The sequence below is a fragment of the Diaphorobacter sp. JS3051 genome (assembly GCF_015832135.1).
Taxonomy (GTDB): domain Bacteria; phylum Pseudomonadota; class Gammaproteobacteria; order Burkholderiales; family Burkholderiaceae_C; genus Diaphorobacter; species Diaphorobacter nitroreducens.
In genome coordinates, this window is the sequence record NZ_CP065406.1 from 2577098 (window position 1) to 2592256 (window position 15159).

Here is a 15159-nt window from a genome sequence, read left to right on the forward strand (position 1 = left end):
GCGGCCGCAGGTGCCCGGCGGCCGCCTGCGCGATCAATACAGCTTCAGCAGGCGCAGGTTGACCTGGTTGTTGGCCTTGAAACCTTCGCGCACATGGATGTCGCGGCCATAGGTGGCAATCAACTGCAGGTCGGGCTGCATGAACCACGCGATGCCCACGTTGAACTTGGTGGTGGACTGGCGGTTGCTCTGGTCCACGCCGCCCACCTTGGTCTCGCCACCGAAGGTGTGGAACAGACCGCCGCGCAGGTCCAGCGTCGGGCTGAGCTGGTAGCGCAAATGGGTCTGCAGCTGATACAGGGGCTTTTGCTTCAGCGTGGTCGCGCCGCCCGCGCCGTCGTTGTAGTCGTCGTTCTTGCCAAAGAACGTGACGTCACCGGCGTAGTCCCAGTGGATGCCGGGCGCCAGCTGCACGATGCCGCCGGCCTGCAGCGCAAACTTGTAGCGGTTTTCGCCCAGGCCCAACGACTGGTTGCGGTCGTACGAGCCGGTCGGCAGGTACAGGTAGGGAATGATGCCAAAGTGGTTCTTGTCGCCGGGTTTGGTGAAAAAGATGGTAGACAAGAGGATCAGGTCGCCCACGCTGCTCTTCGAGCCCAGGCCCGCGATGTCGTCCTTGGCGCTGAGGCGGCCAAAGGGCAGCAGAAACTGCGGATTGATGATGAGACCGCCCACTTCCATGAAGCGCACAGCGCGCAAGATGCCCACGGTGGAGTTGAGCTGCGGATTGATCGCTTGCCGGTTGCCCTGGCTGTACAGCCTGTCGCGCGTGGTGTGCTGGCCATAGAGCAACAGCGCGGTGGTGCCGGCTGGCATTGGGGTGAAGTCACCGGCGTCAAATTCGATGGCGCTGGCCGTGCCGGCTTGCGTCAGGGCAGTCAGTGCAGCGGCCAGGGATGCCAGTCGCTTGAAAAATTGCTTCATTGGTTTGTCTCCTGATGGGGTGTTTTCTTGTGCTCGCAGCAACGCCCCGGACTACCCGCTCGCGGCTTGAGTCCGGCGCGTTGCGGTTGACGATCAGTTGGCTGTGTAGCCGCCGTCAACGACCAGTTCTGCGCCATGCACGAACGAGGATTCGTCCGAGGCCAGGAACAGCACCGCCTGCGACACCTCTATGGGCTGCGCCGGGCGCTTGAGCAGCGTGGGGCCGAGCAGCGCCGGGCGAATGATTGGGTCATCCAACATCGCCTTGGTCATCTGGGTTTCAATCACGCCCGGATGCACCGAGTTGACGCGGATATTGAACGGTGCCAGATCCACCGCGCAAGACTTGGTGAACAAACGCACCGCGCCCTTGGAGGCTTCGTAGGCGCTGGCACCGGGGGCACCAACCAGGCCGTAAATGGACGACACGTTGACGATGGTGCCGCCACCGGCTTTTTGCATCAGCGGCACTGCCGCCCGCGTGCCGATGAACAGGCCGCGCACGTTCACGTCGAAGACGCGATCCCACTCTTCGTTGGTCGTGTCTTGCATCGGCTTGAGGATCAGGATTCCGGCGTTGTTCACCAGCACATCCAGACGGCCAGCGCGCTCGGTGATTTGGGCCAGTGCGGCGTTCCATTGGGCTTCTTGCGTCACATCCAGCTCCAAAAAGTCGGCCTTGCCACCGTTTTTGCGGATGCTGTCCACGGTGTTTTGTCCCTCAGTCGCATTCATGTCGGCCACGAACACCCAGGCCCCTTGGGCTGCCAGCAGCTCGCTGTGCGAGCGCCCCATGCCCATGGCGCCACCGGTTACCAAAATCACTTTGTTTTCTACGCGTTTCATCTTGTCTCCTTGGTTGATTAAAAAAATGCGCAGTTACTGGAACACAAAGCCCTCGTAGCCTTTGTTTTGCACTGCCGACAGCTCTTGACGGTAAGCACCCAGGCCTGCCAGGTAGAAATACACGGAGTGGGGTTTGCCCGGAATGTTGGCGCCAAAGATCCAGGACTCGGCCTTGGGGAACAGCGTCATGTTAGCAATGTCCTGGCAGGTCTTGGTCCAGCGGGCTTCGGCCTCGGTGGTGGCTTCGACCGTTTTCAGGTTTTTGGCGTTGACTTCCTTGATCAGCGCAGCAATCCACTCGACCTGGGTCTCAATCGTGGGCGGCAGGTTGGTGAAGGGGCCGTTGGGGCCCAGCACCATGAACATGTTGGGAAAGTTGGCATTGGCCACGCCCAGGTAGCTGCTGGCGCCCGATTTCCATTGCTCTTGAATCGTGATGCCATTGCGGCCACGGATGTCGATTCTTTTATAGTTGCCATCCACGGCATCAAAGCCGGTGGCAAAAATCAGCATGTCCAGTTCGTGCTCCACGCCATCGGTGGTTTTGACGCCCTTGGGGGTGATTTCGACAATCGGGTTGGCCTTGACATCCACCAGTTCGACATTGGGCCGGTTGTAGGTGGCGTAGTAGCCGCTGTCGCACAAGGGGCGCTTGGCGTACAGGTCGTGCGGTGTGAGCTTGCGCGCCGTCTCGGGGTCTTTGACGATTTCGGCGATCTTGGCGCGGATGAAGTCTTGCGCTGCCTTGTTGGCGCGCTCATCGGTGGCGATGTCGCAGAAGGTCTCGAACATGAAGCGGAAACCGCCGCCGTTGTCCCAGGCTTTCTGGAACACGGCATTGCGCTGTTCTTCCGACACGCTCATGGCCGGGACGGTGCTTTCCTCGAAGCCAAAGGCCACCGCAGAGTTCATGACCTGTTCCCAGATCTTGTCGTAGTTTTTCTTGATTTCCGCCACGTACTCGGGCGTGACAGGGCCATTGCCCACGGGCACGGTGTACTGCGGCGAGCGCTGAAACACCGTCAGGTGCTTCACCTTGGGCGCAATCGCGGTAATGACCTGGGTGCCGGTGGAGCCGGTACCAATCACGCCCACGCGCTTGCCTTCGTATTGCACGTCAGCGGGCCAGTTGCCGGTGTGCAGCCACTCGCCCTGGAAGGTGTCGAGCCCCTTGATCTTGGGGACGTTGGTGGCCGAGAGCAGGCCCAGCGCGGTCACCAGGAATTTGGCGGTGTAGGCCTCGCCGGTGTCGGTTTTCACTTCCCACAGGTTGGTGGCTTCGTTGAAGTGCGCGGCCGTGATGCCGGTGTTGAGCTGGATGTCGGGGCGCAGGTTGTGGCGGTCGGCCACATGCTCCAGGTACGACAGAATTTGCGGCTGCGTCACATAGCGCGTGGTGATGTGCATCTCTTGCAGCAGCTCTTTGTCCCACGAATAGCAGTAAACAAAGGTCTCGGTGTCCGACAGCGCGCCGGGGTAGCGGTTCCAGTACCAGGTGCCGCCCACGCCGCCGGCCTTGTCGAAGACGCGCACTTTCAGGCCCTGCTCGTCGCGCAGCTTTTTCAGCATGTACATGCCGCCAAAGCCGGCGCCGATGACGATGGCGTCCAGATGTTGGGTTTTTTTCATGGTTGATCTCTCTGTGTGTTGCGGCCACAGCTGCGCCCAGCGGCGACGTAGTGGCCCGCGTTGTTGCAATGAAATGAAGAAAACTTCCCCAAGGCCCTCTGGCCCAGGGGTGCCTGGCTAACCGGCGCTCAGGCGCGCTTGAACCACTGGGCAATGCGCCGCAGCTCGTCGTCGGCCTCGGGGGCGCGACCCGCCAGGAACGGGAAGACGTGCTGCATGCCGTCCACCACCGATAGCGTGACGTTCACGCCCGCCGCCTTGGCGATGCGCTCCAGGTCTTGCGCGTTGTCCAGCAGGGTTTCGGCACTGCCGGCGTTGATGTACAGGCGCGGAAAGCCCGTGTAGTCGGCCTTCAGCGGATTGGCCAGCGGGTCGGTGCGTGAGCCCTTCTCGCCCAGGAACATGCCCGACATGCCCTCCAGAACGGCCTTGCTGACCAGGGCGTCGGTGGCCGCGTTGGTCTGCAGCGTCTTGCCGACATGCTCCATGTCGAGCCAGGGCGAAAAGGCAATCACCGCGCCCGGCAGCGCCACGCCGTCCTGGCGCAGCTTCAGCACCGTGGAGATGGCCAGGTTGCCGCCCGCCGAGTCGCCGCTGGTGACGATGTCTGCCGCCTTGAAGCCACGCGCCAGCAGTTCTTTGTAGACAGCCGTCGAATCCTCGATCTGGGCCGGATACGGATGCTCGGGCGCCCGGCGGTAGTCGATCACCACCGCGGTCGCGCCCAGATGCTTGGCCAGGTGACCGGCCAGCTTGCGATGGCTGGCGGCCGAGCCCACGGCAAAGCCGCCGCCGTGCGTGTACAGGATGACCTTCTTGGTGTCTGCGCCATGGGGCAGGGCCCAGATGGCTTCCACACCGGCGAGCACTTCCGACTTGTAGGTCACGCCTTCAGGCTCGAGCGTGGGTTGATGCCACTCGTCGAACAGGCTGCGCAGGTCGGCGAGGGTCATCGCGGGATTGGCGGCCATGCGGTCTGACCAGGACTGGTAGAGGGCGCGCAGAAAATCGGACTGGGGGGAGGTACTCATGCTTGTGTCTCCTTTGGTTATGTTATAGGGCTCTATAGTAAATGAGCAGCGACCGATTATCCGCAGGCAATGCGCGTCCGTATTGAAGGTCTTGTGCACGCGGGTTGTAGGAAATGCGCAGCGATGGATGGGTCTGCGGCTGCGCGATGCGGCCGACGCGCGGGCAAAGTGCAGCAGTGCCTCGTGCGTCACCATCACGCCCTTGGGCGCGCAACTCGGCCTCGGCCGCATCGGTGAGCGCGCCCAGGTCGGCAAAGCGCAGGCTGCGGCCGTCCGGCAGATGATGGATGCGTTCGGTCATGCAGCCGGACTCAGTCCACCACGATGCCCTGGGTCACCGTGGCCCACATGGCGCGCTCCTTGGCGGCGCGCTCGGCCAGCTTCTGGGGGCTGCCTGTCCATTCGTCGTAGCCCAGTTCCTTGTAGCGCTTTTTCAGATCGGGCTGCTGTAGCGCCGCGTTGACGGCCTTGTTGAGCCTGGCCACCAGCTCGGGCGCCATGCCCTTGGGGCCATAGACGCCATACCAGCCGCCCACGTCGAAGCCCTTGAGCCCCTCGATGCCCGACTCGGCGAACGTGGGCACGTCCGGCAGCGAGGCATTGCGCTGCGGCGAGGTGACGGCAATGGCGCGCACCTTGCCGCTGTGGATGTAGGCGCTGGCGGTGCTGATGATGTCCAGCATCATGTTGAGCTGGCCGCCGATCACGTCCGTCATCGCCGGGGCGTTGCCCTTGTAGGGGATGTGGTTCATGTCGATGCCGCTGCGCTTGGCGAACAGCAGCGCGCCCAGATGGTTGGAGCCGCCCACACCGGCCGAGCCGTAGGCGAGCTTGCCCGGATTGGACTTGGCGTAGGAGACCAGTTCCCGCACGCTCTTGTAGGGCTCGTTGTTGTTCACCACCAGCACGTTGTAGTAGCTCAGGACGGGCGCCACGGGCGTCAGGTCCTTGGCCGGGTCGAACGGCATCTTGGTCATCACATTGGGGCTGATGGTGATGGTGGGGCTGGCGGCAAACCACAGCGTCATGCCATCGGGCTTGGACCGCACGACCTCGCTGCCGGCAATGGTGGCGTTGGCGCCGGTCTTGTTCTCCACCATGACGGGCATGCCCAGTTCTTTGGACAGGGCCGGTGCGAACAGGCGCGCACCCTGGTCCACGGGGCCGCCCGCGGCATAGCCCACGATGAGGCGCACGGGCTGGCCGTCCTGCGCGGCGGCAGGCAGAGCGAAGGCGAAAGGCGCCAGGGCCAGGGCGGCCGTGGCGAGACGACGGGAAGCGGGCATGGTGTGTCTCCTGATGTTGTAGGTAACGCGGGCACCGCTGGGGCGGAGGGCCAGCGCGTTGGCTGCAATGGTGCGGCCCGGTGCGCACGCTGGGAATCTGCTTTTGCCAAAGCCGGGGTTCAGGTGTCCTTAGGGCCTGGCCAACAACGCGCACGCTGGCGCGCGCCTTGCACCGCAGCCGTGCAAGGCGCCAGGTCACGCAGTCACGCACGGCGGTCTGCGGCAGCGCAGATCCACCGCTCAGTGCAAGGGCCGCGCGTCAGACGCGCTCGAACACCGCGGCGATGCCCTGGCCGCCGCCGATGCACATGGTCTCCAGGCCGTAGCGGCCTTGGCGGCGCTGCAGCTCGTGCAGCAGCGTGGCCAGGATGCGCACGCCCGTGGCGCCGATGGGGTGGCCCAGCGAGATGCCCGAGCCGTTGACGTTGAGCTTGTGGGCGATGGCATCCTGGTCCTGCCATTCCCAGCCCTTGAGCACGGCCAGCACCTGGCAGGCAAAGGCCTCGTTCAGCTCCACCAAGTCCATGTCGTCGATCGTGAGGTTCAGCCGCGCGAGCAGCTTCTTCACGGCCGGCACCGGGCCGATGCCCATGTGCGAGGGCTCGCAGCCCGCGGCCGCCCAGCCCACCAGCGTGGCCATGGGCGTGAGGCCCAGCTCGGCCAGCTTGTCCTCGGCCACGATCAGGCAGGCGGCCGAGGCATCGTTTTGCTGGCTGGCGTTGCCGGCGGTCACGGTGCCGTTCGGCATCAGCACGCGCAGCTTGGCCAGGCTCTCGGGCGTGACGTCGGCGCGAAAGCCCTCATCGCGGGCAAACGTGACCGGCTCGCCCTTGCGCTGCGGCACCTGCACGGGAACGATTTCGTCGGCAAAGCGGCCCGCCTCCCAGGCGGCCGCCGCGCGCTGGTGGCTGCGCAGCGCGAAGGCGTCGGCCTCCTCACGGGTGATGCCATAGTCGCGCGCCAGGTTCTCCGCCGTCTCGATCATTCCGCTGATCTTGCCGAAGCGCTCCACCGGCTGCGAGCGCTCGCGCCCGCGGTCCAGGCGGTCGTAGAAGCGCACGTTGCCCGAGCGCGCGCCCCAGCGCATGTCGGTGCTGTAGTACTCGATGTTGCTCATGCTCTCCACGCCGCCGGCGATCACCACGTCGGCGGCGCCGCTCTGCACCATCATCGACGCGGTGACGATGGCCTGCAGGCCGCCGCCGCAGCGCCGGTCCAGCTGCATGCCCGGCACCGATACCGGCAGCCCTGCCTGCAGCGCGGCCCAGCGGCCCACGCAGGGCACCTCGCTGTTGGCGTACGACTGGGCCATGACCACGTCGTCGATGCGCGCGGGGTCGATGCCACTTCTCTCAACCACGGCACGCACCGTGGTGGCGGCCAGCTCCTCGACGGGCACGGGCCGCAGGCTGCCGCCAAAGGTGCCAACGGGGGTGCGGACGGGGGTGACGATGGCGGCTCTGCGCATGGTGTTGCTCCTTGAAATATGAATGAAAATGGCCGCTAGCGCTTATCTGACATGCGCTAATAGCTATCAAATTTGAAATACCGCGCCACAGCGGCGCAGTGTGTCGTGGGCCTGGCGCTCCAGGTCGGCGCGGTGTTCGGGGGCGGCAATGTCGATCAGCCGGCGCACGCGGCGCGACAGCGTCTGGCCCCGCAGGTCGGCCACGCCATGCTCGGTGACGATCAGGCCCGCGTCGCTGCGCGGCGTGCTCACCGGGCCCGAGAGCTGGGCCACGATGCGTGTCTTGCCCTTGGCGGTGGCGGGCAGCGCCACGATGGGCAGGCCGCCTTTGCTGCGGGCGGCGCCGCGCAGGAAGTCCACCGCGCCGCCCACGGCGCCCACGTAGCAGCCGGCGGCCACCTCGGCATTGATCTGGCCCGTGAGGTCTACCTCGATGGCCGCGTTGATGGCGGTGAGCTTGTGGCTGGAGGCCAGCACCGCGGGGTCGTGCGTGTAGTCGGTGCCGCGCAGCTCGATCTGTGGGTTGCGGTGCGCCCAGCGGCGCAGGCGCTCGCCGCCCATGAGGATGCCGCCAATGCCCACGCCGGTGTCCAGGCTCTTCCTGGCGTTGGTGAGCACGCCGGCCTCGGCCAGGGCCGCAATGCCGTCGCCCACCGCGCCGCTGTGCAGGCCCAGGTCGCGGTGGCCGTGCAGCGCGGCCAGCACGGCCTCGGGCAGGTTGCCGATGCCCAGCTGCAGCGTGGCGCCGTCTTCCACCCACCCCGCCACATGGCGCGCAATGGCCTGCTCCACCGGGCCGGGCGCGCTGCGGCTCTGGTCCAGCGGCGGGTGCTCGGCGTCGATGAGCAGCGCGAAGTCGCTGGCCTGCAGGTGCAGGCCGCCGTGCGTCCAGGGCACGTCGGGGTGCACCTCGGCAATCACCACGCGCGCGCGCTCGATGGCGGCGGGCAGGTATTCCTGCACCAGCCCCAGGCTGTAGCGGCCCTGTGCATCGGGCGGCGACACCTGCAGCAGCACCACGTCGGCCGGCAGCACCCCCGCGCGGATCAGGCCCGGCAGATGGGAATAGTGGCTGGGCAGGATGTCCAGCACGCCGGCCTGGGCCAGGGCGCGGTGCGGCCCGCCCGCGGCATAGCCGAAGAAATCGATGGCGTCGGCCTGCCCGGGCTGCAGCGTGTCCGACGCGCCGATGCCCACGAACACGCGCAGCCGCCCGCCCTGCGCCAGCGCGTGGCGCTGCTGCACCACGGCCCGCGTGAGCGTCAGCGGCTCGGCCGTCGCCTGGCCCCACCACAGGGTGTCGCCAGGGCGGATCAGTGCCTGCAAGCGTTCGGCCAATGCGCCCATATCAGTGCTCCAGGGCGCAGCGCGCCCCCCGCAAGCCATGAAACTGGCGCGCCGGCACCGGTCCGATGGCCGCAGAGCAGGCCATGCCAGCGGACGCCGTGGAGCGGGCTTTGCCCGGCCACTGGCGTCGTCCCCCTGGGGGGATGGCGCCGCAGGCGACACGGGGGGGAGTCATTTCCTGTCCCAGTCGAAGCGCAGCGGCTGCTTGTCCTTGAAGCGTCGCACCGCGTCCTGGTGGTAGTCGGAGCCACGGCACACAGATTGCGCATAGGACTCCAGTTCGGCGATGGTGCGCGCGTCGCTCTCGAAGGACTGGTTCATGATGGTCTTGGCCATGCCGATGGCAGCGGTGGAGGCCTCGCCAAAACGCCGTGCCAGCGCCAACGCGGCCTCGGTCAGCGCGGTGGCGTCGTCCACGATGTCGAACACCATGCCCAGTTGCTTGGCTTCCTCGGCATCGACGGTGCGCGCGGTGAAGACCAGCTCCTTGGCCTTTTGCTGGCCCACGATGCGCGGCAGCAGGTGCATCGCGCCCAGGTCGGGGATCAGGCCGATGCGGCCGAACACCGCGCAGAACTTGGCGCGGCGCGTGGCCAGCACGAAGTCGGCCGCCAGCGCCAGGCTCAGGCCCGCGCCGAAGGCCGGGCCGTCCACCGCGGCGATCACGGGCTTTTCCAGGTTCACGAGTTCGGGGAACCACTGGTGCAGCTCGCGCATGCCCTTGCGAAAGGCCAGGCCGGTGCGGCTGGTGTCCAGCATGGCCGAGATGTCGCCGCCCGAGCAGAACGCGCCGCCCGCGCCGGTGAGGATGACCGCGTGCACCTGCGCGTCGTCGCGCATCTGCGCGATGGCGGCGGCCAGGGCTGGGCGCATGGCCTGGTTGAGCGCGTTGCGTGCCTCGGGGCGGTTCAGGGTGATGGTGCCGATGCCGTCCTGCACGGCGGTCAACACGGGGGGTGCGCTCATGGCGTGCTCCAGGGTTTTTGATTCAGAACGAGCTCCAGCGCTTACCTATGAAGCGCCGGCAGCTCACTTTTTGATAGCTCACGCCAGTTCGGCGAAGCCGTGGCTCAGCACCACCTTGTCGCGTTCGAGCACACGGGCGCGCAGCTGCACCTGCGCCGGTTGGCCGGGTACGCGCCAGATCTCGGTCACCAACGTCTCGCCCGGGTACACCGGGGCGGCAAAGCGGATGTCCAGCGCCTTGAGGCGCGCAGGCTCGCCCCCGCAGCACTGGCGCAACACCGCATGCGCCACCAGGCCGTAACTGGCCAGCCCGTGCAGGATGGGGCGCTCGAAGCCGGCCTTGGCGGCCACGGCCGGGTCGGCGTGCAGCGGGTTGTAGTCGCCCATCAGGCGGTAAAGCAGCGCCGCCTCGGGGCGGGTGGGCTGGGTGTCGGTGAAGTCGGGCGCGCGGTCCTGCGGCGTGGGCTGCAGCGCGGGCAGCGGTGCGTCGCTGGGCTGGCCGCCGCCCTGCTGGCTGTAGCCGCCATCCCCGCGCAGAAAGGTCACCTGCTGCACGGTGGCCAGCAGCTCGCCGGCGGCGGTTTCCAGGCGCCGCTCGGTCACCATGATGGCGCCCTTGCCCTCGCCCTTGTCGGTCAGGTGCGTGATGCGGTTGTGGCCCACGACCTCGCCGCTCGCGGGCAGCGGGCGGTGCAGGCGCATGCGCTGCTCGCCATGCAGGAGCTTGACCCAGTCGATGCCCGTGTCCGCTTCGCGCGCCCAGAAGCCCGGGTAGCCCAGCACCACGGCCTGCGACGGCAGGGCGCGCAGGCCGCCTTCCAGCCCCTCGTAGACGAAGGGCAGCGCGCTGGCGTTCAGCGGATCGTTGCCCAGCCCGAGGCTGAGCGCATAAAGCATGGTGTCGCGCTCGGTGTACGTCTGGCGGATCACGCCAAAATCGCGCGCCTTCAGGTGGTGATAGTCAATGGCCATCTCAGTTGTCCATAAGGTTGTGTATTGCCAGCGCGCCATACAACTGGCGCGTCCCCAGGCCAGCGGCCACCGCGCAAGGGCCTGGGCTGGCCGCGCCGCCCCGCCGCGCTGATGGCGCCCCCTTTCCCGTAGCGCGCAGAGAGAAGGGGGAAGGCGCGCAGCGCCTCAGGGGGTTGTCTCTGTCACACAGGATCCCAGGAGAACACATCGCCCGAGCGCTCCATGGGCACGAACGAGGCCTTGAGCGCGGGCATGCCGTGCTCGGCGATGAACTCGGGCGTCCAGCCTTCGCTGCGGTGCACCGAGCGCAGGGGGCGCGGTTGGCTCATCAGGAAAATTTCATTGTTGCGCACGGCGAAGACCTGGGCGTTCACGTCCTGGGCCTGGTCCGACAGCAGGTACACGGCCAGCGGGGCGATCTTGTTGGGCGTCATCTGCTGGATCTTGGCCACGCGCGCCTGCTGCTCGGGCGTGTCGGTGGGGATCGAGCCGATCATGCGGCTCCACGCGAAGGGCGCGATGCAGTTGGAGCGCACGTGGAACTTCTGCATGTCCAGCGCGATGGACTTGGACAGCGCCACCAGCCCCAGCTTGGCCGCGCTGTAGTTGGCCTGGCCGAAGTTGCCGATCAGGCCCGAGGTGGAGGTCATGTGCACGAAGGCGCCGCTCTCCTGCTCCTTGAAATGGTTGGCGGCCGCGCGGCTCATGTAGTAACTGCCGTACAGGTGCACCTTGAGCACGGCGTCCCACTCGTCCAGGCTCATCTTGTGGAAGAACCGGTCGCGCAGGATGCCCGCGTTGTTGACCACGCCGTCGATACGGCCGAAGTGGTCCAGCGCGCACTGGATGATGCGGCCCGCCGCGGCGGCCTCGGCCACGCTGTCCATGTTGGCCACGGCCTGGCCGCCGGCGGCCTTGATCTCCTCGACCACCTTCTGCGCGGGGCCGGCGTCGGTGCCTTCGCCCGTGGTGGAGGTGCCGATGTCGTTCACCACCACCTTGGCCCCGGCGGCGGCCAGCGCCAGCGCCATGTCGCGCCCGATGCCGCCGCCAGCCCCCGTCACCACCACCACCTTGTCCTGCACCATCTTCTGCGCCATGTCTGTCGTCCTTTGTTTGCGATAGGAAATCAATGGCTGCGAGCATGACGGCAAAGGGCCGCCCGCGCTATTCGGCAATCGCAAGGGCGGGCTTCGGCCCCATGAAAGCGGCGCGAAGACCCCGGGGGCTTCATGGGCGCCGAAGAGGCGCTTTCACAAACGCGGATTGCGCGGGTGTCGGCCAGACCGCACGATGGCGACCATGACCGAACCCACCATCGACACCGCCCAGCTCGCGCACCTGCAGACCTGGCAGGGCCAAAGCGAAACCCTGAGCGACACCCTCACGGCCACGCCCATCGCGGCGCTGTCGGCCACGCTGGACCGCGACGACCCTGCGCCCGCCCCCGGCACCACCGTGCCACCGCTGTGGCACTGGCTGTACTTCCTGCCGCATGCGCGCCAGAGCGAGATCGGCCCGGACGGGCACCCCAAGCGCGGGGGCTTTCTGCCGCCCGTGCCGCTGCCGCGCCGCATGTGGGCGGGGGGGCGCCTGCGCTGGGAAATGCAGGGAGATGGTGCCAACCCGCTGCAGGTGGGCCAGCAGGTGCAGCGCACCTCCACCATCCAGTCCGTCAAGCACAAGGCCGGGCGCTCGGGCGAGCTGCTCTTCGTGCTGGTGGAGCACCAGTACCGCAACGCGCAGGGCCTGGCGCTCACCGAGGAGCACGACATCGTCTACCGCAGCGCCGCCCAGCCCGGCGACCCGGCGCCCACGCCGCAAAAGCCGCCGCTGGAGGGCCAGGCCGCCTGGTCGCGCACCATCGTGCCCGACGACGTGCTGCTGTTTCGCTACTCCGCGCTCACCTTCAACGGCCACCGCATCCATTACGACCGCAAGTACGTGACCGAGGTCGAGGGCTACCCCGGCCTGATCGTGCACGGCCCGCTGATCGCCACGCTGCTGCTGGACCTGCTGCGCCGCAGCCTGCCCGGTGCGCAGGTGCTCACGTTCGACTTCCGCGCCGTGCGACCGACGTTCGACCTGCACCCGTTCAGCGTGCACGGCAGGCCCTCCAGCGACGGCAAGTCCGTGGAGCTGTGGGCCCAGGACCACGAGGGCTGGCTGACCATGCAGGGCACCGCCACGCTGGCCTGAACACTACTAAATTCATAGCTACTAGCGCTTTCTGCATCAGCGCTAAAGAGCAAAAACACTTGAAATCCACCATGATCCACCAGCCCGACCAGTACCAGGAAATCCGCGACGCCGTGCGCGCTCTGTGTGCCCAGTACCCTGACGAATACTTCCGCAAGGTCGACGAGGCCCGCGCCTACCCCGAGGCCTTTGTCGATGCCCTGACCCAGGCCGGCTGGATGGCCGCACTGATTCCGCAGGAGTACGGCGGCTCGGGCCTGACCATGGCCGAGGCCTCGGTCATCATGGAAGAGATCAACCGCAGCGGCGGCAACTCCGGCGCTTGCCACGGCCAGATGTACGTGATGAACGCCATTGTGCGCAGCGGCAGCGAAGCGCAAAAGCAGAAATACCTGCCCAAGATTGCCTCGGGCGAGCTGCGCATCCAGTCCATGGGCGTGACCGAGCCCACCACGGGCAGCGACACCACCAAGCTCAAGACCAGCGCCGTCAAGAAGGACGGCCGCTGGGTCATCAACGGCCAGAAGGTCTGGATCTCGCGCATCCAGCACAGCGATCTGATGATTTTGCTGGCCCGCACCACGCCCGCCGACCAGGTGAAAAAGCGCTCCGACGGCCTGTCGTGCTTCCTGATCGACCTGCACCAGGCGATTGGCAACGGCCTCACCGTGCGCCCCATCCTGAACATGGTCAACCACGAGACCAACGAACTGTTCTTCGACAACCTCGAGATCCCCGAGGACGCGCTGCTGGGCGAAGAAGGCAAGGGCTTCAAGACCCTGCTGGACGGCCTGAACGCCGAGCGCACGCTGATCGCCGCCGAGTGCATTGGCGATGGCTACTGGTTCATCGACCGGGCCAGCAAATACGCCAAGGAGCGCGTGGTGTTCAACCGCCCCATCGGCCAGAACCAGGGCGTGCAGTTCCCGATTGCCGATGCCTTCATCGAGCTGGAAGCCGCCAACCTGATGCGCTGGAAGGCCTGCGAGAAGATCGACGCCCACCAGAACGCGGGCGCCGAGGCCAACATGGCCAAGTACCTGGCGGCCAAGGCCAGCTGGGAAGCGGCCAACGTCTGCCTGCAGACCCACGGCGGCTTTGGCTTCGCGTGCGAGTACGACATCGAGCGCAAATTCCGCGAGACGCGCCTGTACCAGGTGGCGCCGATTTCGACCAACATGATCTACAGCTACGTGGCCGAGCATGTCCTCGGTTTGCCGCGCTCTTTCTGAGGTTCCCGCCATGACCCGCCCCCTCGACGGCATCACCGTCGTTTCGCTCGAACATGCGGTCGCCGCGCCGTTCTGCACGCGACAGTTGGCCGACCTGGGCGCGCGCGTCATCAAGGTGGAGCGCCCCGGCAGCGGCGACTTCGCGCGCGGCTACGACCAGCGGGTAAAGGGCCAGTCGTCCCACTTCACCTGGCTCAACCGCAACAAGGAAAGCCTGGCGCTCGACGTGAAGCATCCGCGGGCCAAGGCTGCGTTGCTGCAGCTCTTGAGGACGGCCGACGTGCTGGTGCAAAACCTCGCACCCGGCGCGGCCGCGCGCATGGGGCTGTCGTACGAGGCCCTGAAGGCGCACAACCCCAAGCTCATCGTCTGCGACATCAGCGGTTATGGCGCCGATGGCCCCTACCGCGACAAGAAGGCCTACGACCTGCTGATCCAGAGCGAGGCGGGGTTCCTGTCCGTCACCGGCACGCCCGACACGCCGTCAAAATCCGGCATCTCGGTGGCCGACATTGCCGCAGGCATGTATGCCTACACCAACATCCTGTCGGCCCTGCTGCTGCGCGGCAAGACGGGCGAGGGCAGCCACATCGACGTGTCCATGCTCGAAGCCATGGGCGAGTGGATGGGCTATCCGATGTACTACGCCTTCGACGGCGCGCCGCCGCCGCCGCGCACCGGCGCATCGCACGCCAGCATCTACCCCTATGGCCCGTTCGTGGCGGGCGATGGCAAGACGGTGATGCTGGGCCTGCAGAACGAGCGCGAATGGAAGGCCTTTTGCGACGCCGTGCTGCAGCGCCCCGAGGTGGCCACGGACGCGCGTTTTGACAGCAACGGCCAGCGCAACGCCCACCGCGACGCGCTGCAGGCGCTGATCCTGCAAGAGTTCTCCACGCTCAGCGCCGCCCAGGTCGTCGAGCGGCTGGACCAGGCGGGCATCGCCAACGCCCGCGTGAACGACATGGCCGACCTGTGGGCGCACCCGCAGTTGCAGGCGCGCCAGCGCTGGCGCACCGTGGGCACGCCCGCAGGCGAGGTGCCCGCGCTGCTGCCGCCGGGCGTGAACAGCGCGTTTGACTACCGCATGGACCAAGTCCCCGCCGTGGGCCAGCACAACGCCGCCATCCTGGCCGGGCTGGGCTGGACGGCGCAGCAGATCGACGCTTTGCAATCACCCCAGGCCATTTGATGCGACATGGCGGGCGCCCTCACCCCCGCCCTCTCCCACGGGGAGAGGGAGTGAAAACCACAGCCGC

14 protein-coding genes are annotated in these 15159 nt (G+C 66.8%); 3 read left to right on the plus strand and 11 right to left on the minus strand.

Going from position 1 to position 15159, the window contains the following annotated elements:
- Positions 1 to 33: 33 nt before the first annotated feature.
- The 11 genes from I3K84_RS12410 to I3K84_RS12460 all read right to left on the minus strand — a co-directional run bounded on the left by I3K84_RS12410 (position 34) and on the right by I3K84_RS12460 (position 11569).
- Positions 34 to 924, minus strand: coding sequence for a transporter (locus tag I3K84_RS12410; RefSeq protein ID WP_196994631.1), 891 nt, complete (start codon positions 922 to 924; stop codon positions 34 to 36).
- A 93-nt stretch (positions 925 to 1017) separates the two neighbouring features.
- The gene (locus I3K84_RS12415) at positions 1018 to 1770 is read right to left on the minus strand and encodes a glucose 1-dehydrogenase (RefSeq protein ID WP_196994632.1); all 753 of its coding nucleotides are present in this window, start codon (positions 1768 to 1770) and stop codon (positions 1018 to 1020) included.
- A 33-nt stretch (positions 1771 to 1803) separates the two neighbouring features.
- The gene (locus tag I3K84_RS12420) at positions 1804 to 3399 is read right to left on the minus strand and encodes an NAD(P)/FAD-dependent oxidoreductase (protein ID WP_196994633.1); all 1596 of its coding nucleotides are present in this window, start codon (positions 3397 to 3399) and stop codon (positions 1804 to 1806) included.
- 128 nt (positions 3400 to 3527) lie between these two features.
- Entirely contained in the window at positions 3528 to 4430 is a 903-nt protein-coding gene (locus I3K84_RS12425) for an alpha/beta hydrolase (RefSeq protein ID WP_196994634.1), read from the minus strand.
- A gap of 22 nt (positions 4431 to 4452) precedes the next feature.
- Positions 4453 to 4731 (minus strand): hypothetical protein, encoded by a 279-nt coding sequence (locus I3K84_RS12430; protein WP_196996146.1) that lies wholly within the window; start codon positions 4729 to 4731, stop codon positions 4453 to 4455.
- A gap of 10 nt (positions 4732 to 4741) precedes the next feature.
- A complete protein-coding gene (locus tag I3K84_RS12435) occupies positions 4742 to 5716 on the minus strand; it encodes a tripartite tricarboxylate transporter substrate binding protein (protein ID WP_196994635.1) in 975 nt (324 codons plus the stop codon).
- Positions 5717 to 5975: 259 nt separating this feature from the next.
- A complete protein-coding gene (locus I3K84_RS12440; RefSeq protein ID WP_196994636.1) occupies positions 5976 to 7184 on the minus strand; it encodes an acetyl-CoA C-acetyltransferase in 1209 nt (402 codons plus the stop codon).
- A gap of 66 nt (positions 7185 to 7250) precedes the next feature.
- Complete coding sequence (locus I3K84_RS12445) at positions 7251 to 8531, minus strand: acetyl-CoA hydrolase/transferase family protein (protein ID WP_196994637.1); 1281 nt, start codon at positions 8529 to 8531, stop codon at positions 7251 to 7253.
- Between the two features lie 171 nt (positions 8532 to 8702).
- Complete coding sequence (locus I3K84_RS12450; protein ID WP_196994638.1) at positions 8703 to 9497, minus strand: enoyl-CoA hydratase/isomerase family protein; 795 nt, start codon at positions 9495 to 9497, stop codon at positions 8703 to 8705.
- A gap of 78 nt (positions 9498 to 9575) precedes the next feature.
- Entirely contained in the window at positions 9576 to 10469 is an 894-nt protein-coding gene (locus I3K84_RS12455; protein WP_196994639.1) for a MaoC family dehydratase, read from the minus strand.
- Positions 10470 to 10651: 182 nt separating this feature from the next.
- Positions 10652 to 11569 (minus strand): SDR family NAD(P)-dependent oxidoreductase, encoded by a 918-nt coding sequence (locus I3K84_RS12460; protein WP_011803589.1) that lies wholly within the window; start codon positions 11567 to 11569, stop codon positions 10652 to 10654.
- A gap of 193 nt (positions 11570 to 11762) precedes the next feature.
- Here I3K84_RS12460 and I3K84_RS12465 point away from each other — a divergent pair, with 193 nt between their 5' ends.
- The 3 genes from I3K84_RS12465 to I3K84_RS12475 all read left to right on the plus strand — a co-directional run bounded on the left by I3K84_RS12465 (position 11763) and on the right by I3K84_RS12475 (position 15092).
- Positions 11763 to 12668, plus strand: coding sequence for a MaoC family dehydratase N-terminal domain-containing protein (locus I3K84_RS12465; RefSeq protein WP_012655241.1), 906 nt, complete (start codon positions 11763 to 11765; stop codon positions 12666 to 12668).
- A gap of 71 nt (positions 12669 to 12739) precedes the next feature.
- Entirely contained in the window at positions 12740 to 13900 is a 1161-nt protein-coding gene (locus tag I3K84_RS12470) for an acyl-CoA dehydrogenase family protein (RefSeq protein ID WP_196994640.1), read from the plus strand.
- 10 nt (positions 13901 to 13910) lie between these two features.
- Entirely contained in the window at positions 13911 to 15092 is a 1182-nt protein-coding gene (locus I3K84_RS12475) for a CaiB/BaiF CoA-transferase family protein (RefSeq protein WP_196994641.1), read from the plus strand.
- Positions 15093 to 15159 lie beyond the last annotated feature (67 nt).

Bases quoted from the DNA above. Each gene is read 5' to 3' on its own strand.
- I3K84_RS12410 (WP_196994631.1), bottom strand. From the start codon at position 924: ATGAAGCAATTTTTCAAGCGACTGGCATCCCTGGCCGCTGCACTGACT.
- I3K84_RS12415 (WP_196994632.1), bottom strand. From the start codon at position 1,770: ATGAAACGCGTAGAAAACAAAGTGATTTTGGTAACCGGTGGCGCCATG.
- I3K84_RS12420 (WP_196994633.1), bottom strand. From the start codon at position 3,399: ATGAAAAAAACCCAACATCTGGACGCCATCGTCATCGGCGCCGGCTTT.
- I3K84_RS12425 (WP_196994634.1), bottom strand. From the start codon at position 4,430: ATGAGTACCTCCCCCCAGTCCGATTTTCTGCGCGCCCTCTACCAGTCC.
- I3K84_RS12430 (WP_196996146.1), bottom strand. From the start codon at position 4,731: ATGACCGAACGCATCCATCATCTGCCGGACGGCCGCAGCCTGCGCTTT.
- I3K84_RS12435 (WP_196994635.1), bottom strand. From the start codon at position 5,716: ATGCCCGCTTCCCGTCGTCTCGCCACGGCCGCCCTGGCCCTGGCGCCT.
- I3K84_RS12440 (WP_196994636.1), bottom strand. From the start codon at position 7,184: ATGCGCAGAGCCGCCATCGTCACCCCCGTCCGCACCCCCGTTGGCACC.
- I3K84_RS12445 (WP_196994637.1), bottom strand. From the start codon at position 8,531: ATGGGCGCATTGGCCGAACGCTTGCAGGCACTGATCCGCCCTGGCGAC.
- I3K84_RS12450 (WP_196994638.1), bottom strand. From the start codon at position 9,497: ATGAGCGCACCCCCCGTGTTGACCGCCGTGCAGGACGGCATCGGCACC.
- I3K84_RS12455 (WP_196994639.1), bottom strand. From the start codon at position 10,469: ATGGCCATTGACTATCACCACCTGAAGGCGCGCGATTTTGGCGTGATC.
- I3K84_RS12460 (WP_011803589.1), bottom strand. From the start codon at position 11,569: ATGGCGCAGAAGATGGTGCAGGACAAGGTGGTGGTGGTGACGGGGGCT.
- I3K84_RS12465 (WP_012655241.1), top strand. From the start codon at position 11,763: ATGGCGACCATGACCGAACCCACCATCGACACCGCCCAGCTCGCGCAC.
- I3K84_RS12470 (WP_196994640.1), top strand. From the start codon at position 12,740: ATGATCCACCAGCCCGACCAGTACCAGGAAATCCGCGACGCCGTGCGC.
- I3K84_RS12475 (WP_196994641.1), top strand. From the start codon at position 13,911: ATGACCCGCCCCCTCGACGGCATCACCGTCGTTTCGCTCGAACATGCG.